A 20,400-nucleotide genomic window follows, 5' to 3' on the forward strand; every position below is an offset into this window, starting at 1 on the left:
CTGGTCCTTCTAATGCAAGGATTAAATTGTTCCGCAAACCTTTTCAATCAACTCCGCGGGGAATTGCATTGACTGCATGATGTGTTCAACCATGCTGCATTTACGGCCGGTATTGGTATTGGTGATCACCCAATATGGCGTGCCTGGCACGTGTTTCGGCTTGGTTTGATTACCATTTTTCAGCAACGTCTGTTCATCCGCTGCGAAATAGACGCGCGTGCGGCCATGCAACGATTCTGTTGCTTGTGCAAACGCATGTTGATCCAGTGAGTACAGTGTAGACAGCACCAGCATAAAGCGATTCACTGCTTTTTTCTGTTCCGCATATTCATCGGAAAGCAGCAGTTCACGCATGGCGCGCACTTTGTCTTTCGCGGGGTTGACCGGTTTGGCTTCCACGACAGGTTGCACGGCGCGGACTTCTTTTACTACCGGAGAGACAGGCTGTGATGCGGCGGAAAACTTCAACATACGCCGTAAAATGTCGGATGCGCTCTCGCCAATATGCTTGGTGTGGCTGGCAATATAGCTATAGAGTTCATCATCAACTTCAATCGTTTTCATCTTAATCCAGTGCAATGTTTGGCTGAATACAAGTTGTCAGGACTTTACACGCTGTAGTGTAAAGGCAAATCCTAACAGCGGATAGCGTCGAGCCTGGTGACCAGCAAAACTCGGAGTAACCGTAGTTGTTGCAGCCATGTGGCAGAATGGTCAACATGATACCCTAACCCGTGAGTGTGAAAAAAAGAACTTTGCCATGAAATTGAATATCCGAGCGCAATCTGCGCAAAACCCGCACAATAATTCTCCCATCGTCCTGGTTCACGGCCTGTTTGGCAGTCTGGATAATCTGGGCATACTGGCGCGCTCCCTGGTAGCCGATCACGATATCATCCAGGTCGATATGCGAAACCATGGCCTCTCTCCCCGCTCACCAGAGATGAATTATCCGGCCATGGCGCAGGATCTGCTGGATACGCTGGACGATCGGCAGATAGAAAAAGCGATCTTTATCGGTCACTCGATGGGGGGTAAAGCCGTCATGGCGTTGACCGCACTGGCCCCGGAGCGTGTCGAACGACTGGTGGCCATCGACATCGCCCCCGTTGACTATCATGTCCGCCGTCACGATGAGATTTTTGCGGCAATCAATGCTGTAACCGATGCGCAGGCTGCTTCGCGTCAGCAGGCGGCGAGCGTCATGCGTCAACATCTGCAAGAAGAAGGCGTAATCCAGTTTCTGCTGAAATCATTTGTCGACGGCGAGTGGCGTTTTAACGTTCCCGTGCTGTGGGATCAATATCCTCATATCGTCGGTTGGGAAACCATTCCTGCGTGGGAGCACCCGGCGCTGTTTATCCCTGGCGGCAACTCACCGTATGTTACCGAAGCGTATCGCGAACAACTGCTGGCGCAATTCCCGCTGGCTCGGGCGCACGTTATTGCCGGCGCGGGTCATTGGGTGCATGCAGAAAAACCAGAAGCGGTGCTGCGCGCTATCCGTCGTTATCTGAGTGAGAAGGTTAACTGATTAAAAACTCAGCGTCTGCGCGCGATTACGTGCGTGGGCGTTGGCGCGCCTCCCCTGCTGATGTATTATGGCGCGCTATCCATCCGGGCAGACGCCTGGCTGATTGTTTCCCCGAAGTCACCAAGATCATGGCCAAAGAACAAACGGACCGTACGACATTAGATCTGTTCGCGCAGGAGCGTCGCCCGGGACGACCCAAAACCAATCCGCTTTCGCGTGATGAACAGTTACGTATTAATAAACGTAATCAGCTTAAACGCGACAAAGTTCGTGGACTTAAGCGTGTCGAACTGAAATTGAACGCGGATGCCGTTGACGCTCTGAATGAGCTGGCGGAAGCGCGCAACATGAGTCGCAGTGAACTCATCGAAGAGATGCTGATGAACCAACTCACCGCATTGCGCGGTCAGGCTTAGTCTGAATTTCTGCTCTAACCCTAAATAATTCAAGTTGCAGGAAGGCGGCAACGCAGCGAATCTCCAGGAGCGTACATAAGTACGTGACTGGGATGAGCGAGGAAAGCCAACGCACATGCAGCTTGAAGTATGACGGGTAAAAATCATAAATCGTGTAGCACAGAGTGCAGTCCCGCGTGTTTGCTGTTTCCGCATGCCTGACTGTTCTGCTATGATTGCCCTTATCCGTGGGCATTGCGCCACCACCATTTCAATAAGTTTCAAGAGGTTATTTTACTCATGGCAATCACTGGCATCTTTTTCGGCAGCGACACCGGTAATACCGAAAATATCGCAAAAATGATTCAAAAACAGCTTGGTAAAGACGTTGCCGATGTACATGACATTGCAAAAAGCAGCAAAGAAGACCTGGAAGGGTATGACATTCTGCTGCTCGGCATCCCAACCTGGTACTACGGTGAAGCGCAGTGCGACTGGGACGACTTCTTCCCTACTCTCGAAGACATTGATTTTAACGGTAAACTGGTGGCATTGTTCGGCTGTGGCGACCAGGAAGATTACGCAGAATATTTCTGTGATGCGTTAGGCACCATCCGCGACATCATCGAGCCGCGCGGCGCCACCATCGTCGGCCACTGGCCAACGGCGGGTTACCATTTTGAAGCGTCCAAAGGTCTGGCAGATGACGACCACTTTGTCGGTCTGGCTATCGATGAAGATCGCCAGCCGGAACTGACCGCAGAACGCGTAGAAAAATGGGTTAAGCAGATCTCTGAAGAGCTGCACCTCGACGAAATCATCAATGCCTGATTTCGTGCGGCGCAGATATTCATCTGCGCCGCATCAATAGATAAAACCAATCAAAATAATTGCTACAAATTTGTAACTTTTTCGCCTGACCCTGTACAATGGCTGGATGCCAATCGGGTATTGCACAGTGTGTTTGTCGGTGATACCACGTTTTGATTAACAATATTTGCCAGAGACTTGCAGTTTTCATTTAGGCATGGCAGTTCTATAATGATCCGCATTATCTCAAGTGCAATTTCTGTCACTTCTGTTAATGAAGTGAACCGTTTAGCTACAGGACAGATTCCGCATGACTGACAACAATACCGCATTAAAGAAGGCTGGCCTGAAAGTAACGCTTCCTCGTTTAAAGATTCTGGAAGTTCTTCAGGAACCGGATAACCATCACGTCAGTGCGGAAGACTTATACAAACGCCTGATCGACATGGGTGAAGAAATTGGTCTGGCGACCGTGTATCGCGTGCTGAACCAATTTGATGATGCCGGTATCGTGACCCGCCATAATTTCGAAGGGGGTAAATCCGTCTTCGAACTGACCCAGCAACATCACCACGATCACCTGATTTGCCTTGACTGCGGCAAAGTGGTCGAGTTCAGCGATGACTCCATCGAAGCGCGTCAACGTGAGATTGCGGCTAAACATGGCATTCGTTTAACTAACCATAGCCTCTATCTGTACGGTCACTGCGCTGAAGGCGATTGCCGCGAAGATGAGCACGCCCACGACGGCAAATAATGTAATGCTTTCTGAAAAGCCAACCCTCCGGTTGGCTTTTTTTATGGGCGTTACCTGCCCCTTTCCCCTTCCCACCGCTCCTGTGTTGCTTTAATGTAAAAATCAATTGCCTTCATCGGAGAGTCGAAATGGAACTTCGCCAGTTACGCTATTTTGTGCGCATTGTTGAAACCGGCAGCATGGGCAGCGCGGCGCTCGATCTCAATATCGGTGTTTCGGCGCTCAGCCAGCAAATGACCCGCCTGGAAAACGAACTCGCCATACGTCTGCTGCAACGTACCTCTCGTGGCGTGACGCCCACCAGCGCTGGGCTGGCTTTTTACTCTCAGGCGCAACTGGCGCTCCGTCACGCAGACGATGCGATCCTCGCCGCACGGGAGGCCAGACTTTCCGGGCACGTCAGCGTCGGCATGGCACCCAGCACCGCTTCCGTGCTCGGGATGCCTTTCATCAACGCCATGCGGGAAAGCTATGCCAATGTCCGCCTGCATGTCGTGGAAAGTCTCTCTGGCAATCTGGAACGAATGATTAATACCCGTCAAATTGATTTGGCCGTGGTCTTTCAGAAGGAAAAAATCCTGCGCTGGAGCGCCAGAGCGATTCTTGAGGAACGGTTATTTTTGATTGGTACTCATACCTTGCTGGCAGATATTGCGGATGACACTATTGCGCCAGCCGAACTGGTTAATATTCCATTGATAATGCCAAGCCCAGGTCATGGTCTGCGCGGCAGACTGGATGCTATCAGCCGGGAGCATGCGCTGAACATTGAGATCGCCACAGAAATTGACGGCCTGACGCTACTGATGCACGCCGTTCGCAGCGGAATCGGCGCAACACTTCAGCCCGGCGCGGCAATATCCCATCTCGATAAAGAGACGCTAAGAGTGGTCGGCATCCATAATCCCATACTTAGCCGCCCCAACTTTTTGGTCAGCCTTTCTGACGATGAACTCACCCCAGCAGGTCTCGCTGCCCGTGTGGTACTCACCAAAGTGATGCATCAACTGGTGGAATCTGGACGCTGGCCAGGTGCGACTCTTTACAATAATTAAAGGGCTGTTTAGCATCACGTCATAGCGTCCCCACAACTTACTCGTATACATTTTAATTACAAACTTAACAATTAGTTAAGTAGTAATGGAGTATGCGATGGTTGATGTTCTGGTGATTGGCGGCGGCAATGCTGCATTATGTGCCGCTTTAACCGCCCGGGAGCAAGGCGCTTCGGTACTGCTGCTTGAGGCGGCCCCGCGTGAATGGCGCGGAGGAAACTCCCAGCACACGCGTAATTTACGCTGTATGCATGATGCGCCACAGGATGTACTGGTGGAGAGCTATCCAGAAGAGGAATTCTGGCAGGACCTCTGGCGTGTAACAGAAGGTAATACCAACGAAGCACTGGCACGCCTGGTGATCCGTACCTCTTCCCAATGCCGCGACTGGATGCGCCAGCACGGCGTTAACTTTCAACCTCCACTTTCTGGCGCTTTGCATGTCGCGCGAACGAATGCCTTCTTTATGGGCGGAGGAAAAGCCCTCGTGAACGCCTATTATCGCAGCGCAGAAAAACTGGGGGTGCAAATCCGCTATAACACACCGGTGCAGGCGCTTGAACTGCACAACGGCGAGTTCGTGGCGGCGCTGACAGGTGCAGAGCGTATTACCGCGAAATCCTGCGTGCTTGCTGCTGGCGGATTTGAGTCTAACCGCGAATGGCTGCGAGAAGCCTGGGGTGAGAACGCCCGCGGTGAATGGCCTGCGGATAACTTCCTCATTCGCGGCACGCGCTTTAATCAGGGCGTATTACTCAAATTTATGATCGATGCCGGGGCGGACATCATCGGCGAACCTTCCCAGTCACACTGCGTAGCCATTGACGCCAGAGCGCCATTATATGACGGCGGGATTTGCACCCGCGTGGACTGTGTCTCTTTGGGCATCGTAGTGAACCGCGATGCAGAACGATTTTATGATGAAGGCGAAGACTTCTGGCCCAAACGCTATGCCATCTGGGGACGTCTGGTTGCCCACCAGCCCGGACAAATTGGTTACTCCATTATCGACAGTAAAGCGATCGGTCACTTCATGCCTCCGGTTTTTCCTGGCGCACAGGCCAATACGCTAGCAGAACTGGCACGTCAGTTGGGACTGGATACTGAGCGCTTTACCCATACTGTCATGCAGTACAACAGCGCCTGCCGGCCTGGGCACTTTGACCACACCACTCTGGATAACTGTGCAACACAAAACCTGACACCGGCCAAAACACATTGGGCGCGACCGCTGGACCAGCCGCCTTACTACGGCTATGCCCTGCGGCCAGGCATCACCTTCACCTACCTGGGATTAAAGGTGAATGAACACGCCGCGGTGCATTTTGCCGGGCGTCCAAGTCGCAATCTGTTCGTCGCCGGGGAGATGATGGCGGGCAACGTGCTGGGAAAAGGCTACACCGCGGGTGTAGGCATGTCGATAGGGACCACCTTTGGCCGTATTGCCGGAAAAGAAGCCGCGCTGGCAGCACGTGAGGAGGCACATCATGCAACCGCTTGAGAAATTAATTATCGAAGCGAAAATGCTAACCGAGCCGGAAGCAGAAGTTGAACGAGTCATGCAAGTCTGCAATGCCTGCCGCTATTGTGAGGGTTTTTGCGCCGTTTTCCCGGCGATGACTCAGCGTCTGGAATTCGCTAAAGCGGATATCAACTATCTGGCGAACTTGTGCCATAACTGCGGTGCCTGCCTGCACGCGTGTCAATACGCGCCGCCCCATGAATTTGCTATCAATGTACCGAAAGCAATGGCAGAAGTAAGGCTGGAAACCTATCAACACTATACGCAACCCGCCGCCTTTGGCGCGCTTTACCGCCGGGCTGGCATGACCGTAACGCTGTCGCTGGTTTTTGGCCTGATCCTGTTTTTACTTCTTGCCATGGGGTTAAAAGGTTCCCTGTTCCATCCTCCGCTGGCCGGAGATTTTTATCAAATTTTCCCGCATAACCTGCTGGCATGGATGTTTGGTTCAGTCTTTATTCTGGCGATGGGTCTGCTGATGGCGGGCGTTATCCGCTTCTGGCGGGAGATTTCTCCGGGGATGCCGAGTTCTGCTGACATTGCTGAAGCCTCACACAATGCGCTGATGCTGAAATATCTCGATGGCGGGCACGGCAAAGGGTGTAACGAAGCGGATGATGCCTTCACCCTGATGCGCCGCCGTTTCCATCACTTCACCTTCTACGGTTTTCTGCTCTGCTTTGCCGCCACCGTGGTGGCAACGGGCTATCACTACTTTGCCGGCATAGAAGCTCCCTACCCGTTCTTCAGCGTTCCGGTCATGCTGGGCACGTTGGGCGGTATTGGTCTGGTTCTCGGCCCGGCTGGCTTGCTATGGCTGAATTTTAAACGCTCACCGCTACAGGGCGACGCGCGGCAAAAGCCGATGGACCGCGGTTTTATCCTGTTGCTGCTACTGACGAGTCTGACGGGCTTAGCGCTGCTGGCAGGCAGAGATACCTCATGGATGGCTATTTTGCTTGCTATTCATCTTGGTGTCGTGATGGCGCTATTTCTGACCATCCCATACGGAAAATTCGCCCACGGATTTTACCGTTGCGCGGCATTACTCAAGTGGGCAATTGAGAAACGACGCTAAAAAGCAAACGGGCGAAGAAATATCTCCGCCCGTTCTTGTGCATACCACGTTTTATTTCGCCGTATTATTACTGCGAATTTCCTGCCAGACCTTATCACAATCGGCCTTAACGGATTGATCGTTACCCGTACGCGTTGCCTGGATACACTGCTGGTAATCCAGTACGCGCACGCTTTCTTCATTCGCAAACTGCTGGTGCTGTTTTTCTTTCTTCAGCACATTCAACACGCTTTGACAGGCTTCGATTTTCTCCGGCGAGCCTTGCGCGGTATTGATACACGCGCTGTAGGCTTCCTTAAGACGGCTATCTTCTTTCGGCGCGGGTGATTGCGCACAGGCAACCAGCCCTGATGCCATGACGGCGATGAGTATCAGCTTTTTCATAACACACTCCTCAACAAAACGGCAGGCTTGCGGCCTGCCGCTGTCGGCATTAGAAGATGGTGAACGGAGCAATAACGATGAATTTCACGTCGCGCTCATCCTGGAAGATGTTACCGTAACCACCGCCCCAGCTCGGAATATCCGAATGGTTGTCGTACTGGGTGAAGTGCAGTTTAAACATTGTGCCCTTCGCACGGCCGTCCTGCAGGGTATAGACCGCATCCAGGCTGTAAGACGACTCTTCGATAGTACGATTTTTGTCGTAATATGCATCCGGGTTGAGCTGCCAGGTTGCCGGTTTAGCATCCCACGCGTAAACGTATGATGCACCCACAGCCCAGCCAGGCAGGTTCCAGTTCTTCAGGTCATACATCGCACCGAAGAACACGGCCTTTTCACCGTTGGCGTTGAAGTCAGAGCGGTTATCCCACCAAACGTCCAGACGACCGTTTGAAGACGCATAGGTCGGGGTCATACGCTGCAGGAAGTAGCCCTGCTGCCCGTCAGCTTTAACCCAGGTTCCTTCCAGTCGCAGATCAACGACTTCTGCCACTTTGTAGCCGAAGGTCAGTGCCTGCAGCCAGGCCGTGCCATCATAAATGTCGTTAACCGTACGGTCATCAACCTTATCGCGGGCACCGTAGAACTGGTAGCTGGTAGTAAATGGGTTACCGCCTAAATCAAATTTGTAGCTGGCTTTGGCGAAATACTGATCGACGTAGCCTTCAGACTGACCGAATGCGGCTTCCAGCAACAGGTTATTTTTGAAGTCATACTTGGCGCCGATTGAATGGAGGTAATCAACTTTGGTCTTTTTATCGGCCTGATAGAATTTATCGACTTCGGTGTGCCACGGCGCTTTATATTCGTTGGCCCACATATAGGAGAAGCTCAGCGCACCCGCATCGCCATAATCGAAGTTGGCACCGGCTTCAGCACCCTGATAGGTACCAGGCATAAAGCTCCAGTGTGGTGCCAGCAGAGTTTGTCCGGTTGGCTGAATATAACCCGCGCGCGCCCAGGTTGGGCCAAATTTAAATTTGGCGGCCGCTTTATACAGGCTAATCCCGCTCTTATCGCCGGAGTAATCTTCGTCATAGCCTTTATTTTTTGAAGAGAATGCGATTTCGTTTGGATGGCCACTTTCGCTACTTTCGTTCATTTCGATAGCGGTAAATGCTGCGACATCAATACCAAACATATCAGCCGCATAACCGGACTGGAAGTCGAGGTTAGCGTTCCAGGTGGAGTGAGAAAGGTTAGTTTTGTATTTGTCATGATCGGTCACATCTTTACGGTCACGCTCACGCTGCCAGTAATAAATGCCACCCGTTAAGGTAGAGTCATCAATAAAACCCTCGGCGTGAACCTGGGGAGCGACAACAAAACCCGACATTGCTGTGATACCGGCGATAGCCAGCGCCAGCGTACTACGTTTGCCACTAAACGTACGCATATGTTAATCCTCTTTGACGTATAACCCTTCGTCTTTCAAGCCGCATCTGCGTTGGCTTTCCTCGCTCATCCCCGTCACGTACTGATGTACGCTCCAGGGAATTCGCGGCGTCGCCGCCTTGATGCAACTCGAAATTCATTGGGTATAAAATGCTGCCGATAAAAGCGGTCAGCGAAAAAGCAAAAATTAAAAAAGTAGCGCTGAGAAAACCTCATTGACTACAATGAATAGACTATTTTTCGCGACGCGAATTATCAATCTCTTTTTGTAACCAGTATGTAAGAACATGAGCAACCGCACATATTTCATTGCTTTCTGTTACATTTTCATTGGAAGATAAAAAAGCGTTGAATAATTGAAAAAAGGCTTGTTTTCCATAAAGATGAAATCGGTTTCAGTCCAGAGTGACTGATAACACAAGGTTTTTGTTAGAAAAATATAAACAGCAAAAACCATTCCTGAATAACAATTATTTCGCTGCGCAAATAGAGTCTGCTAACCGTTTTCAGGCGAAAAAAAACGCCGCAGAGTGCGGCGTTCGAAAGGATGCGTAACGACGGTTTATTCGCCTACTTTAGCCCATGTATCGCGCAGACCCACGGTGCGGTTAAACACCAGTTTGTCAGCTGTTGCATAGCGGCTGTCGAGGCAGAAGTATCCTTCACGCTCGAACTGGAACGCTTTACCAGCAACAGCGGCCTGTAGCGAAGGCTCACCATAGCCCTGTTTAATCACCAGCGACTCTGGGTTAATCACGGACAGGAAATCTTCCGCAGCCCCCGGGTTAGGTACGCTGAACAGACGATCGTACAGACGGATTTCAATCGGCAGCGCATGAGCCGCACTTACCCAATGAATAACGCCTTTTACTTTACGCCCATCGGCCGGGTCTTTACTCAGCGTGTCAGCATCGTAAGTACAGAAAATGGTGGTGATATTCCCTTCTGCATCTTTCTCTACGCGCTCAGCTTTAATAACGTAAGCATTACGCAGACGGACTTCTTTACCCATCACCAGACGCTTGTACTGTTTGTTGGCTTCTTCGCGGAAATCGGCCCTGTCGATCCAGATTTCACCGCTGAAAGGCACTTCACGGCTGCCCATTTCCGGCTTGCTCGGGTGGTTAGGCATCGTGACCAGCTCGCTTTCGCCCTGCGGGTAGTTTTCGATAACCAGTTTCACCGGATCGATAACCGCCATTGCGCGCGGTGCGTTTTCGTTCAGATCTTCACGGATGCAGGATTCCAGAGAGGCAATCTCAATGGTGTTGTCCTGTTTGGTCACACCGATGCGTTTGCAGAACTCACGAATCGCAGCAGCGGTGTAACCACGACGGCGCAGGCCCGAAATAGTCGGCATGCGCGGATCGTCCCAGCCTTCAACGTGCTTATCAGTCACCAGCAGGTTCAGCTTACGCTTGGACATCACGGTGTATTCCAGATTCAGGCGCGAGAACTCGTACTGGCGCGGGTGAACCGGAATGGTGATGTTATCCAGCACCCAGTCGTACAGACGACGGTTATCCTGGAATTCCAGCGTACACAGTGAATGTGTGATGCCTTCCAGCGCATCGCTGATGCAGTGGGTGAAGTCGTACATCGGATAGATGCACCACTTGTTGCCCGTCTGATGGTGTTCAGCAAACTTAATGCGGTACAGCACCGGGTCACGCATCACGATAAACGGCGAAGCCATATCGATTTTCGCACGCAGGCAGGCTTTACCTTCTTCAAAACCACCGGTACGCATTTTTTCAAACAGCGCGAGGTTTTCTTCAACGCTGCGATCGCGGAACGGGCTGTTTTTACCCGGCTGTGTCAGCGTGCCACGGTATTCGCGAATTTCGTCAGCAGACAGTTCGTCGACATACGCCAGGCCTTTGTTAATAAGCTCTACCGCGTAAGCATGTAGCTGATCGAAGTAATCCGAAGAGTAGCGAATGTCGCCAGTCCAGTGGAAACCTAACCATTCAACGTCGTTTTTAATCGATTCAACGTACTCGATATCTTCTTTAACCGGGTTCGTATCATCAAAACGCAGGTTGCACTGGCCCTGGTAATCTTGCGCAATACCAAAGTTCAGACAAATGGATTTCGCGTGGCCAATGTGCAGATAGCCATTTGGCTCCGGCGGAAAACGGGTATGGATAGTGGTGTGCTTACCACTGGCCAGATCTTCATCGATGATCTGACGAATAAAGTTACTCGGGCGGGCTTCAGCCTCACTCATCGTGGATTCCTCAAAGCGTAAACAACGTATAACGGCATATGATCTTATAAGCCGGACGTAGTGACAACCCTTAGTTACGGAAAATACGTACCAGATGAAAATAATAAGGACATTTGCTGCAAAAAAAAGCGGCGGAGGAATATCCCCCGCCGCGTTTAATTCATCTCATCGTGCCGGATGGCGGCGCTTACGCCTTATCCAGCCTACGAGCAATTACTTACCTTTAATCTCATACAGTGGTGTTTGACCGGCAACGACATGACCTTCGGCTTTAACAACCAGACCACCGAAATCATCGCTATTGCTGCAAACAACCGGGCTAATCATGGAACGTGCGTTCGCGTTCAGGTATTCCAGATCCATTTCCAGAATCGGTTGACCTGCTGCAACAACCGCACCTTCTTCAACCAGACGTTTAAAGCCTTTACCTTCCAGCGCCACGGTATCGATACCCATATGGACCACGATTTCCGCGCCTTTTTCCGTTTCCAGACAGAACGCATGGTTGGTGTTGAAGATTTTCACAATAGTACCCGCTGCCGGAGAAACCACGATTTTATCCGTTGGTTTTACCGCCACACCGTCACCCACTGCTTTGCTGGCGAACGCTTCATCAGGCACCTGCTCCAGTGCAACCACATCACCGGTAATCGGGGAAACCAGCGCTTCAATGGTGGCTGCATTCGCTACCGCCTGCGGTTTTGCAACCGGGGCAGCCGCTGCCGGGGCTTTGTCAGCAGACGCTGCCGCAACCGGACCACGAGCCACAACTTTCTTCATTTCGTCGCCGATAGATTCAGCTTTCGCACCCACGATGACCTGAATAGTTTGTTTGTTCAGCTTAACCACACCCGATGCGCCTAAGCGTTTGCACATCGCATCATTTACGCGGGCAGAATCGCCAACGGTCAGACGCAGACGGGTGATACAGGCATCAATCGCTTTCAGGTTATCCGTACCGCCAACCGCTGCAATGTAGCTGGTTGCCAGTTGAGCTAAACCTTCTTCGGTATTGCTGTTCGCTTCGTCAGTAACAATCTCGTCTTCTTTATCTTCGCGGCCCGGCGTTTTCAGGTTAAACATACGAATAACCGCGCTGAACAGGACGAAGTAAATAACGAAGAACACCAGACCCATAACGACCAGCATCCAGACGTTCTTACTTGCAGCCGGCAGGTTGTACATCAACACGTAGTCGATAGCACCTGCGGAGAAGGAGAAGCCCGCATGGATACCCAACAGCGTCGCAACGAACAGGCTGATACCTGTCAGAACGGCGTGCAGGAGGTACAGCAACGGCGCCAGGAACATGAACAGGAATTCCAGCGGCTCGGTAACACCGGTCAGGAATGCAGTGATCGCAACGGACAGCAGCATACCGCCAACCATCGGACGACGTGCTTTCGGCGCCGCGAAGTACATCGCCAGTGCCGCACCCGGCAGACCAAACATCATGATCGGGAAGAAGCCAGACATGAACATACCCGCAGTGCCGTCACCCGCGTAGAAGCGGTTGATATCACCGTGGAATACGGTACCTGCTGCGTTAGTGAATTCGCCAATCTGGAACCAGGCGATGGTGTTCAGCACCTGATGCAGACCGGTTGGGATCAGCAGACGGTTGATGAAACCAAAAATACCAGAGCCCAGCGCGCCAGCGCCCACGATCCACTCACCGCCCGCATGGATGGCGTTCTGCACCGGCGGCCACACGTAGCCGAAGATAGCAGCCAGTATCAAACAGAAGAAACCAGTGGCGATGGGTACAAAACGTTTGCCGCCGAAGAAGCTCAGGAAATCAGGCAGTTTGATGCCAGACCAACGGTTATACACGGCACCGCCGACCAGACCGGTGATGATACCCGCCAGGACGCCCATGTTGATCGCCGGGTTAATGGTAACCATTGCTTTGGTCAATATGAAATAACCAACCGCACCTGCCAGCGCTGCCGCACCCGCGCTGTCTTTAGACCAGCTGGAAGCCACACCAATAGCAAAAATTAACGCGAGGTTATCAAAGATAGCCCCACCCGCTTGCGCGATGAAGGGTACGTTCAGTAAATCTGGTTGGCCGAATCGCAGCAACAGTGCCGCGACTGGCAGCACCGCGATGGGGAGCTGTAACGCCCTACCCAGCCGCTGGAAAAAACCTAAAATATTCATTTTATTCCCCCTACGAGACCCCGATTAGGCTCCTTTGAAGCCATATTTTTATTGTGCGACCATTCCTGACTGCAACAGCAAGAGATTTTGGAACAACAACATTAACCATTCATCTACATTCAGAGTGTGTGAAAAATTAATTCGTATCGCAAATTAAAAGCGTGTTTTTTGTGATTCCAATCACCAAATATCGTTATTAACCCCCCCTTACACTGGCTAACTACGAAAACTTATTTTATCATTCAAAAAATCGAAACGGATTGATCCTTACCGATGCAAAACCAGGTTACGCTTAATACTGCACAGAGACTCAATCCGCCAACTGCTTACATTTACTTTTGAGGTGAAGAATGAGACTGATCCCCCTGAATACCGCTGAACAAGTCGGCAAATGGGCTGCTCGCCATATCGTTAACCGTATTAACGCGTTCAAACCAACGGCAGATCGTCCGTTCGTTCTGGGCCTGCCGACTGGCGGCACTCCGCTGACTGCCTATAAAGCATTAGTCGAAATGCACAAAGCGGGCCAGGTGAGCTTCAAACATGTTGTCACTTTCAACATGGACGAATATGTTGGCCTGCCGAAAGAGCATCCGGAAAGCTATCACAGCTTTATGCACCGTAACTTCTTTGATCATGTTGATATTCCAGCAGAAAATATCAACCTCCTCAATGGTAACGCGCCGGATATTGATGCAGAATGCCGTCAGTATGAAGAGAAAATCCGTTCTTACGGTAAAATCCATCTGTTTATGGGCGGCGTAGGTAACGATGGGCACATTGCGTTCAACGAACCCGCTTCTTCTTTAGCTTCCCGTACTCGTATCAAAACGCTGACCCACGACACCCGTGTAGCAAACTCACGCTTCTTTGACGGCGACGTAAGCCAGGTGCCTAAATATGCACTGACCGTAGGCGTGGGCACCCTGTTGGATGCTGAAGAAGTAATGATCCTGGTGCTGGGTCACCAGAAAGCCCAGGCGCTGCAGGCGGCTGTTGAAGGTAACGTTAACCACATGTGGACTATCAGCTGTCTGCAACTGCATCCGAAAGCGGTTGTGGTCTGCGATGAGCCTTCCACTATGGAACTGAAAGTGAAGACGCTGAAATACTTTAACGAGTTAGAAGCGGAAAATATTAAAGGTCTGTAATGATGTCCCCGCCCTGTCGAAAACGTGCAGGGCGGCATTTTTTTGAAATCGGGGGTCGGAATGTATGCTTTAACCCAGGGCCGGATTTTTACCGGTCACGAAATTCTTGATGACCATGCGATTGTTGTCGCCAATGGCCTGATCGATAGCGTTTGCCCACTGTCTGAATTGCCGTCAGGGATTGAACAGCGCTCGCTGAATGGGGCCATTGTCTCCCCCGGTTTTATTGATGTGCAGTTAAACGGCTGCGGCGGTGTACAGTTTAACGATACGGCAGAGGCCGTTACCGTTGAAACGCTGGAAATCATGCAGAAAGCCAATGAAAAATCTGGCTGCACCAACTATCTGCCAACGCTAATCACCACCAGCGATGACCTGATGAAGCAGGGTGTTCGCGTTATGCGTGAATACCTCGCTAAGCATCCAAATCAGGCATTAGGGCTACACCTTGAAGGTCCGTGGCTGAATCTGGTGAAAAAAGGTACGCATAATCCGAGCTTTGTCCGCCAGCCAGACGCTGCGCTGGTCAATTTCCTGTGCGATAATGCGGATGTCATCACCAAAGTGACGCTGGCGCCTGAAATGGTTCCTGTCGACGTGATCGCCCAACTGGTGAATGCAGGTATCGTGGTATCTGCGGGCCACTCTAACGCGACGCTGAAAGAAGCAAAAATCGGTTTCCGTGCAGGCATTTCCTTTGCAACACATCTGTTCAATGCGATGCCTTATATTACCGGTCGCGAACCAGGTCTGGCAGGCGCGATTCTGGATGAGGCCGATATTTATTGCGGTATCATCGCCGATGGCATGCATGTTGACTATGCCAACATTCGCAATGCCAAACGCCTGAAAGGTGACAAACTGTGCCTGGTAACCGACGCAACTGCGCCGGCGGGTGCAAACATTGAGCAGTTCATTTTCGCTGGTAAAACAATATACTACCGCAATGGACTGTGCGTTGATGAGAACGGCACACTGAGCGGCTCATCATTAACCATGATCGAAGGTGTACGCAATCTGGTTGAACATTGCGGTATCGCACTGGACGAAGTCCTGCGTATGGCAACGCTCTACCCTGCTCGCGCCATTGGCGTCGACAAACAACTCGGCAGTATCGCGCCAGGCAAAGTAGCCAACCTGACCGCGTTCACGCACGACTTTAAAATTATCAAGACCATCGTTAATGGCAACGAGGTCGTTACTGAGTAAGAAAAAGAATGACACCAGGCGGACAAGCTCAAATAGGTAATGTTGATCTCGTAAAACAGCTTAACAGCGCGGCAGTTTATCGCCTGATTGACCAGCATGGGCCAATCTCGCGAATTCAGATTGCCGAGCAAAGCCAGCTTGCTCCCGCCAGCGTAACCAAAATTACGCGTCAACTGATTGAACGCGGGCTGATTAAAGAAGTCGATCAGCAGGCCTCCACCGGGGGCCGCCGCGCCATCTCTATCGTCACCGAAACCCGTAATTTCCACGCCATTGGCGTTCGCCTTGGCCGCCACGACACCACGCTGACGCTCTATGATATGAGCAGCAAAGTGGTTGCCGAAGAGCATTATCCGCTACCCGAGCGCACCCAGGAAACCCTGGAACACGCGCTGCTCAATACGATTGCCACCTTTATTGACAGCTGCCAGCGGAAAATCCGTGAGCTGATTGCAATCTCCGTTATCCTGCCAGGCCTCGTTGACCCCGAAAGTGGCGTCATTCGCTATATGCCCCATATTCAGGTTGAAAACTGGGGACTGGTCGACGCGCTGGAAAAACGTTTTCAGGTCACCTGTTTTGTCGGCCATGATATCCGCAGTCTGGCACTTGCCGAGCACTATTTTGGGGCAAGTCAGGACTGCGAAGACTCCATTCTGGTGCGTGTCCATCGCGGAACCGGCGCAGGAATTATCTCCAACGGGCGTATTTTCATCGGACGCAACGGCAACGTGGGCGAAATAGGCCATATCCAGGTTGAACCGCTGGGCGAACGCTGCCATTGCGGTAACTTTGGTTGTCTGGAAACGATCGCTGCCAATGCGTCCATTGAACATCGCGTACAAAATTTACTGAAACAAGGCTATCCGAGCCGTCTCACGCTGGACGATTGCAGCATCAAAGCTATCTGTAAGGCAGCCAACAAAGGTGACAATCTGGCAGCAGAAGTTATCGAGCACGTGGGTCGCCACCTGGGTAAAACCATCGCGATTGCGATTAACCTGTTTAATCCGCAAAAAGTCGTCATTGCCGGTGAGATTACCGAAGCAGATAAAGTCCTGCTTCCGGCAATAGAAAGCTGCATTAATAATCAGGCACTGAAGGCGTTTCGCCACAATTTACCGGTGGTACGTTCCACGCTGGATCACCGTTCAGCGATTGGTGCATTTGCGCTGGTGAAGCGCGCCATGCTCAATGGTTCATTGCTGCAACGTTTGCTGGAAAGCTAATGCTCTCATATAGTAGTGGGCTACTATATGACTCATAACGAATTCCCTGGGTAGTTCATGACCATTAAGAATGTAATTTGTGATATCGACGGCGTGCTGATGCACGACAATGTTGCCGTACCCGGTGCAGCAGAATTTCTGACCGGCATTCTGGAGAAAGGTTTACCGTTAGTCCTGCTGACGAACTACCCTTCGCAGACTGGGCAAGATCTGGCAAACCGCTTCGCCACCGCGGGTGTGAATGTCCCCGATAGCGTCTTTTATACTTCCGCCATGGCTACTGCTGATTTTCTCCGTCGCCAGGAAGGGAAAAAAGCCTACGTGGTGGGTGAAGGCGCGTTAATCCATGAGCTGTATAAAGCGGGCTTTACCATTACCGACGTTAACCCTGATTTTGTCATTGTCGGAGAGACCCGTTCGTACAACTGGGACATGATGCATAAAGCGGCTTACTTTGTGGCTAACGGCGCACGTTTTATCGCCACTAACCCGGATACCCACGGTCGCGGCTTTTACCCTGCCTGTGGTGCGCTCTGCGCCGGTATTGAGAAGATCTCCGGCCGTAAACCGTTTTATGTCGGCAAACCCAGCCCGTGGATTATTCGCGCAGCACTCAACAAAATGCAGGCGCACTCAGAAGAAACGGTCATTGTTGGCGACAACCTGCGCACCGATATTCTGGCAGGCTTTCAGGCGGGTCTGGAAACTATCCTGGTACTGTCTGGCGTATCCAAGCTTGACGATATTGACAACATGCCATTCAGACCAAGCTGGATCTATCCCTCCGTTGCAGAGATTGATGTGATTTGATCCCAGGCCGGATAAGACGCACGCGCGTCATCATCCGGCAATGTTGCGGCGCGAATACCGGATGATGGTGTAAGCGCCTTATTCGGCCCACAGAAATACCCCCATCTAATAAAATTGCCATTTTATTGATGATTCATCAATAAATGCGCTCATTACGTAATCTTTTTTCACCATTCAACAATCATCATTGAGTTTTTTATTTTCAGCCCACCAAACTCCTTGCGCCCCCAGCGGCTTTGCGGCATTTTATTTATCAAGCAAACATAAAAAGCATCACGCAACAGGTTAACGGAGAAGGTTATGTGTTCTATTTTTGGCGTATTCGATATTAAAACTGACGCAGTTGAACTGCGTAAAAAGGCTCTGGAATTGTCCCGTCTGATGCGCCATCGCGGCCCGGACTGGTCTGGCATTTACGCCAGCGATAACGCCATTCTGGCGCACGAACGTCTGTCTATTGTCGACGTCAACGCCGGCGCTCAGCCGCTGTATAACGTGAAGAAAACACATATCCTGGCCGTTAACGGTGAGATTTATAACCATCGGGCGCTGCGTGCCGAATACGGTGATCGCTATCAGTTCCAGACTGGTTCTGACTGCGAAGTGATCCTTGCGCTGTATCAGGAAAAAGGTCCAGAGTTTCTGGATGACCTGCAAGGCATGTTTGCCTTCGCACTGTACGACAGCGAGCAGGACGCTTACCTGATTGGCCGCGATCACATCGGCATCATCCCGCTGTATATGGGTTACGACGAGCACGGTAACTTCTATGTTGCGTCTGAAATGAAAGCGCTGGTTCCTGTATGCCGCACGATCAAAGAATTCCCGGCCGGTAGCTATTTGTGGAGTAAAGACGGTGAAATTCGTCAGTACTACCAGCGCGACTGGTTTGATTACGATGCAGTAAAAGACAACGTTACGGATAAAAACGAGCTGCGTCAGGCGCTGGAAGATGCGGTGAAAAGTCACCTGATGTCCGATGTTCCTTACGGCGTGCTGTTGTCCGGCGGTCTGGATTCATCCGTGATTTCCGCCATCACGAAAAAGTATGCGGCGCGTCGTGTAGAAGATCAGGAACGCAGTGAAGCGTGGTGGCCGCAACTGCACTCTTTCGCGGTTGGCCTCGAAGGCGCACCGGACCTGAAAGCCGCGCAGGAAGTGGCAAACCACCTTGGTACTGTCCACCACGAGATCCACTTCACCGTGCAGGAAGGTCTGGATGCGATCCGCGACGTGATTTATCACATCGAAACTTACGATGTCACGACGATTCGCGCCTCAACGCCGATGTACTTAATGTCGCGCAAGATTAAAGCAATGGGCATTAAAATGGTGTTATCGGGCGAAGGGTCAGATGAAGTGTTTGGCGGCTATCTCTACTTCCACAAAGCGCCAGACGCGAAAGAACTGCATGAAGAAACCGTGCGTAAACTGCAGGCGCTGCACATGTTCGACTGCGCCCGTGCCAACAAAGCCATGTCGGCCTGGGGCGTGGAAGCTCGCGTGCCTTTCCTGGACAAAAAATTCCTTGATGTGGCGATGCGCATCAACCCACAGGACAAAATGTGCGGCAACGGCAAAATGGAAAAACACGTTCTGCGTGAATGTTTTGAGTCCTACCTGCCGGCAAGCGTGGCGTGGCGTCAGAAAGAGCAGTTCTCTGACGGTGTCGGTTACAGCTGGATTGACACCCTGAAAGAGGTGGCTGCAGAACAAGTTTCTGACCAACAACTGGAAACCGCCAGCTTCCGCTTCCCGTATAACACGCCATCGTCTAAAGAAGCGTATTTGTATCGTGAGATTTTTGAGGAATTGTTCCCGGTTGCCAGCGCAGCTGAATGCGTGCCTGGCGGGCCGTCGGTTGCCTGTTCTTCAGCAAAAGCCATTGAATGGGATGAAGCGTTTAAAACCATGAACGATCCGTCTGGCCGTGCGGTTGGCGTGCATCAGTCCGCGTATAAATAAGTCAATCCTTAGAAAAGAGCCCTGCAGGGCTCTTTTTTTATGTCGATTTAACGCGCGAAAAAACAATTAATAACTAATAATTGCCGAATATTGCGTCATGCTGTTCGCAACCTAACCAAACAGTCACATTCCAGCTATTTTCAATGAAAAAGGGGTTGACGCTTCAAGGCTCAATACGCATAATGCGCCCCGCAACGCCGATAAGGTTACGCGAAAAAAAGATGGCTACGTAGCTCAGCTGGTTAGAGCACATCACTCATAATGATGGGGTCACAGGTTCGAATCCCGTCGTAGCCACCATCTTTTTTGCGGGAGTGGCGAAATTGGTAGACGCACCAGATTTAGGTTCTGGCGCCGCAAGGTGTGCGAGTTCAAGTCTCGCCTCCCGCACCATTCACCCGTAAGCGTTGCACGGATGGGGTATCGCCAAGCGGTAAGGCACCGGTTTTTGATACCGGCATTCCCTGGTTCGAATCCAGGTACCCCAGCCATTTTTTCTTCGATATAGCGGTTCACCGCGACGGTCATTGGGGTATCGCCAAGCGGTAAGGCACCGGTTTTTGATACCGGCATTCCCTGGTTCGAATCCAGGTACCCCAGCCATCGAAGAATATGATAGTATCAGGCTACGTAGCTCAGCTGGTTAGAGCACA

18 protein-coding genes and 4 tRNA genes are annotated in these 20,400 nt (G+C 51.4%); 17 read left to right on the top strand and 5 right to left on the bottom strand.

What is annotated here, in order from left to right; translation table 11 throughout:
• Positions 1 to 21: 21 nt before the first annotated feature.
• A complete protein-coding gene (gene seqA, locus FDX19_RS22610; RefSeq protein WP_137384485.1) occupies positions 22 to 564 on the bottom strand; it encodes a replication initiation negative regulator SeqA in 543 nt (180 codons plus the stop codon).
• Between the two features lie 196 nt (positions 565 to 760).
• Here seqA and ybfF point away from each other — a divergent pair, with 196 nt between their 5' ends.
• From ybfF to tcuB, 8 genes are all read left to right on the top strand, one after another.
• On the top strand, positions 761 to 1,534 hold the full coding sequence (ybfF, locus tag FDX19_RS22615) for an esterase (RefSeq protein ID WP_137384486.1): 774 nt from the start codon (positions 761 to 763) through the stop codon (positions 1,532 to 1,534).
• 128 nt (positions 1,535 to 1,662) lie between these two features.
• Positions 1,663 to 1,950, top strand: coding sequence for a LexA regulated protein (gene ybfE, locus FDX19_RS22620; RefSeq protein ID WP_005121400.1), 288 nt, complete (start codon positions 1,663 to 1,665; stop codon positions 1,948 to 1,950).
• Between the two features lie 279 nt (positions 1,951 to 2,229).
• Positions 2,230 to 2,760, top strand: a complete 531-nt coding sequence (fldA, locus tag FDX19_RS22625) for a flavodoxin FldA (RefSeq protein ID WP_003022839.1) — start codon at positions 2,230 to 2,232, stop codon at positions 2,758 to 2,760.
• 210 nt (positions 2,761 to 2,970) lie between these two features.
• Positions 2,971 to 3,057, top strand: coding sequence for a ryhB-regulated fur leader peptide (locus FDX19_RS22630; protein WP_100247215.1), 87 nt, complete (start codon positions 2,971 to 2,973; stop codon positions 3,055 to 3,057).
• On the top strand, positions 3,050 to 3,496 hold the full coding sequence (gene fur / locus FDX19_RS22635; RefSeq protein WP_003022836.1) for a ferric iron uptake transcriptional regulator: 447 nt from the start codon (positions 3,050 to 3,052) through the stop codon (positions 3,494 to 3,496). Before FDX19_RS22630 ends, fur begins: the two co-directional genes overlap by 8 nt.
• 128 nt (positions 3,497 to 3,624) lie before the next feature.
• Entirely contained in the window at positions 3,625 to 4,551 is a 927-nt protein-coding gene (gene tcuR, locus FDX19_RS22640; RefSeq protein ID WP_137384488.1) for a tricarballylate utilization LysR family transcriptional regulator TcuR, read from the top strand.
• A gap of 97 nt (positions 4,552 to 4,648) precedes the next feature.
• Positions 4,649 to 6,052 carry an FAD-dependent tricarballylate dehydrogenase TcuA gene (tcuA, locus tag FDX19_RS22645; protein ID WP_137384489.1) on the top strand — a complete coding sequence of 468 codons (1,404 nt, stop codon included), beginning with the start codon at positions 4,649 to 4,651 and terminating at the stop codon, positions 6,050 to 6,052.
• Entirely contained in the window at positions 6,039 to 7,151 is a 1,113-nt protein-coding gene (gene tcuB / locus FDX19_RS22650) for a tricarballylate utilization 4Fe-4S protein TcuB (RefSeq protein WP_137384490.1), read from the top strand. The genes tcuA and tcuB overlap by 14 nt, the downstream gene beginning before the upstream one ends.
• Positions 7,152 to 7,202: 51 nt before the next feature.
• Here the strand turns inward: tcuB and chiQ are convergent, their stop codons facing one another.
• The 4 genes from chiQ to nagE all read right to left on the bottom strand — a co-directional run bounded on the left by chiQ (position 7,203) and on the right by nagE (position 13,383).
• Positions 7,203 to 7,535 (bottom strand): ChiQ/YbfN family lipoprotein, encoded by a 333-nt coding sequence (chiQ, locus tag FDX19_RS22655; protein ID WP_005121405.1) that lies wholly within the window; start codon positions 7,533 to 7,535, stop codon positions 7,203 to 7,205.
• Positions 7,536 to 7,584: 49 nt separating this feature from the next.
• Positions 7,585 to 8,991: a chitoporin gene (gene chiP, locus FDX19_RS22660; RefSeq protein WP_137384491.1), complete on the bottom strand. Its 1,407-nt coding sequence runs from the start codon at positions 8,989 to 8,991 to the stop codon at positions 7,585 to 7,587.
• Between the two features lie 561 nt (positions 8,992 to 9,552).
• A complete protein-coding gene (gene glnS / locus FDX19_RS22665; RefSeq protein WP_137384492.1) occupies positions 9,553 to 11,220 on the bottom strand; it encodes a glutamine--tRNA ligase in 1,668 nt (555 codons plus the stop codon).
• Positions 11,221 to 11,433: 213 nt separating this feature from the next.
• The gene (nagE, locus tag FDX19_RS22670; RefSeq protein ID WP_137384493.1) at positions 11,434 to 13,383 is read right to left on the bottom strand and encodes a PTS N-acetyl glucosamine transporter subunit IIABC; all 1,950 of its coding nucleotides are present in this window, start codon (positions 13,381 to 13,383) and stop codon (positions 11,434 to 11,436) included.
• Positions 13,384 to 13,733: 350 nt separating this feature from the next.
• Between nagE and nagB the strand changes: the two genes are divergently transcribed.
• From nagB to FDX19_RS22720, 9 genes are all read left to right on the top strand, one after another.
• Positions 13,734 to 14,534 (top strand): glucosamine-6-phosphate deaminase, encoded by an 801-nt coding sequence (nagB, locus tag FDX19_RS22675; RefSeq protein ID WP_003022803.1) that lies wholly within the window; start codon positions 13,734 to 13,736, stop codon positions 14,532 to 14,534.
• A gap of 60 nt (positions 14,535 to 14,594) precedes the next feature.
• Positions 14,595 to 15,743 (top strand): N-acetylglucosamine-6-phosphate deacetylase, encoded by a 1,149-nt coding sequence (gene nagA / locus FDX19_RS22680; protein WP_137384494.1) that lies wholly within the window; start codon positions 14,595 to 14,597, stop codon positions 15,741 to 15,743.
• Positions 15,744 to 15,751: 8 nt separating this feature from the next.
• Complete coding sequence (locus tag FDX19_RS22685; protein WP_137384495.1) at positions 15,752 to 16,972, top strand: N-acetylglucosamine repressor; 1,221 nt, start codon at positions 15,752 to 15,754, stop codon at positions 16,970 to 16,972.
• Positions 16,973 to 17,029: 57 nt separating this feature from the next.
• The gene (nagD, locus tag FDX19_RS22690; RefSeq protein WP_137345352.1) at positions 17,030 to 17,782 is read left to right on the top strand and encodes a ribonucleotide monophosphatase NagD; all 753 of its coding nucleotides are present in this window, start codon (positions 17,030 to 17,032) and stop codon (positions 17,780 to 17,782) included.
• Positions 17,783 to 18,082: 300 nt separating this feature from the next.
• Positions 18,083 to 19,747: an asparagine synthase B gene (asnB, locus tag FDX19_RS22695; RefSeq protein ID WP_137384496.1), complete on the top strand. Its 1,665-nt coding sequence runs from the start codon at positions 18,083 to 18,085 to the stop codon at positions 19,745 to 19,747.
• Positions 19,748 to 19,970: 223 nt separating this feature from the next.
• Positions 19,971 to 20,047: transfer RNA gene (locus FDX19_RS22705), tRNA-Met, on the top strand.
• Positions 20,048 to 20,055: 8 nt separating this feature from the next.
• Positions 20,056 to 20,140: transfer RNA gene (locus FDX19_RS22710), tRNA-Leu, on the top strand.
• Positions 20,141 to 20,163: 23 nt separating this feature from the next.
• A tRNA-Gln gene (locus FDX19_RS22715) sits at positions 20,164 to 20,238 on the top strand.
• 37 nt (positions 20,239 to 20,275) lie between these two features.
• A tRNA-Gln gene (locus FDX19_RS22720) sits at positions 20,276 to 20,350 on the top strand.
• The last annotated feature ends 50 nt before the right edge of the window (positions 20,351 to 20,400 follow it).

The sequence above is a fragment of the Citrobacter sp. wls619 genome (assembly GCF_005281345.1).
Taxonomy (GTDB): Bacteria; Pseudomonadota; Gammaproteobacteria; order Enterobacterales; family Enterobacteriaceae; genus Citrobacter.

Coding starts and splice junctions, on each gene's coding strand:
- tcuA (WP_137384489.1), top strand. CDS start 4,649: ATGGTTGATGTTCTGGTGATTGGCGGCGGCAATGCTGCATTATGTGCC.
- tcuB (WP_137384490.1), top strand. CDS start 6,039: ATGCAACCGCTTGAGAAATTAATTATCGAAGCGAAAATGCTAACCGAG.
- glnS (WP_137384492.1), bottom strand. CDS start 11,220: ATGAGTGAGGCTGAAGCCCGCCCGAGTAACTTTATTCGTCAGATCATC.
- nagA (WP_137384494.1), top strand. CDS start 14,595: ATGTATGCTTTAACCCAGGGCCGGATTTTTACCGGTCACGAAATTCTT.
- seqA (WP_137384485.1), bottom strand. CDS start 564: ATGAAAACGATTGAAGTTGATGATGAACTCTATAGCTATATTGCCAGC.
- FDX19_RS22685 (WP_137384495.1), top strand. CDS start 15,752: ATGACACCAGGCGGACAAGCTCAAATAGGTAATGTTGATCTCGTAAAA.
- chiP (WP_137384491.1), bottom strand. CDS start 8,991: ATGCGTACGTTTAGTGGCAAACGTAGTACGCTGGCGCTGGCTATCGCC.
- tcuR (WP_137384488.1), top strand. CDS start 3,625: ATGGAACTTCGCCAGTTACGCTATTTTGTGCGCATTGTTGAAACCGGC.
- nagD (WP_137345352.1), top strand. CDS start 17,030: ATGACCATTAAGAATGTAATTTGTGATATCGACGGCGTGCTGATGCAC.
- nagB (WP_003022803.1), top strand. CDS start 13,734: ATGAGACTGATCCCCCTGAATACCGCTGAACAAGTCGGCAAATGGGCT.
- ybfF (WP_137384486.1), top strand. CDS start 761: ATGAAATTGAATATCCGAGCGCAATCTGCGCAAAACCCGCACAATAAT.
- fldA (WP_003022839.1), top strand. CDS start 2,230: ATGGCAATCACTGGCATCTTTTTCGGCAGCGACACCGGTAATACCGAA.
- asnB (WP_137384496.1), top strand. CDS start 18,083: ATGTGTTCTATTTTTGGCGTATTCGATATTAAAACTGACGCAGTTGAA.
- chiQ (WP_005121405.1), bottom strand. CDS start 7,535: ATGAAAAAGCTGATACTCATCGCCGTCATGGCATCAGGGCTGGTTGCC.
- ybfE (WP_005121400.1), top strand. CDS start 1,663: ATGGCCAAAGAACAAACGGACCGTACGACATTAGATCTGTTCGCGCAG.
- FDX19_RS22630 (WP_100247215.1), top strand. CDS start 2,971: ATGATCCGCATTATCTCAAGTGCAATTTCTGTCACTTCTGTTAATGAA.
- nagE (WP_137384493.1), bottom strand. CDS start 13,383: ATGAATATTTTAGGTTTTTTCCAGCGGCTGGGTAGGGCGTTACAGCTC.
- fur (WP_003022836.1), top strand. CDS start 3,050: ATGACTGACAACAATACCGCATTAAAGAAGGCTGGCCTGAAAGTAACG.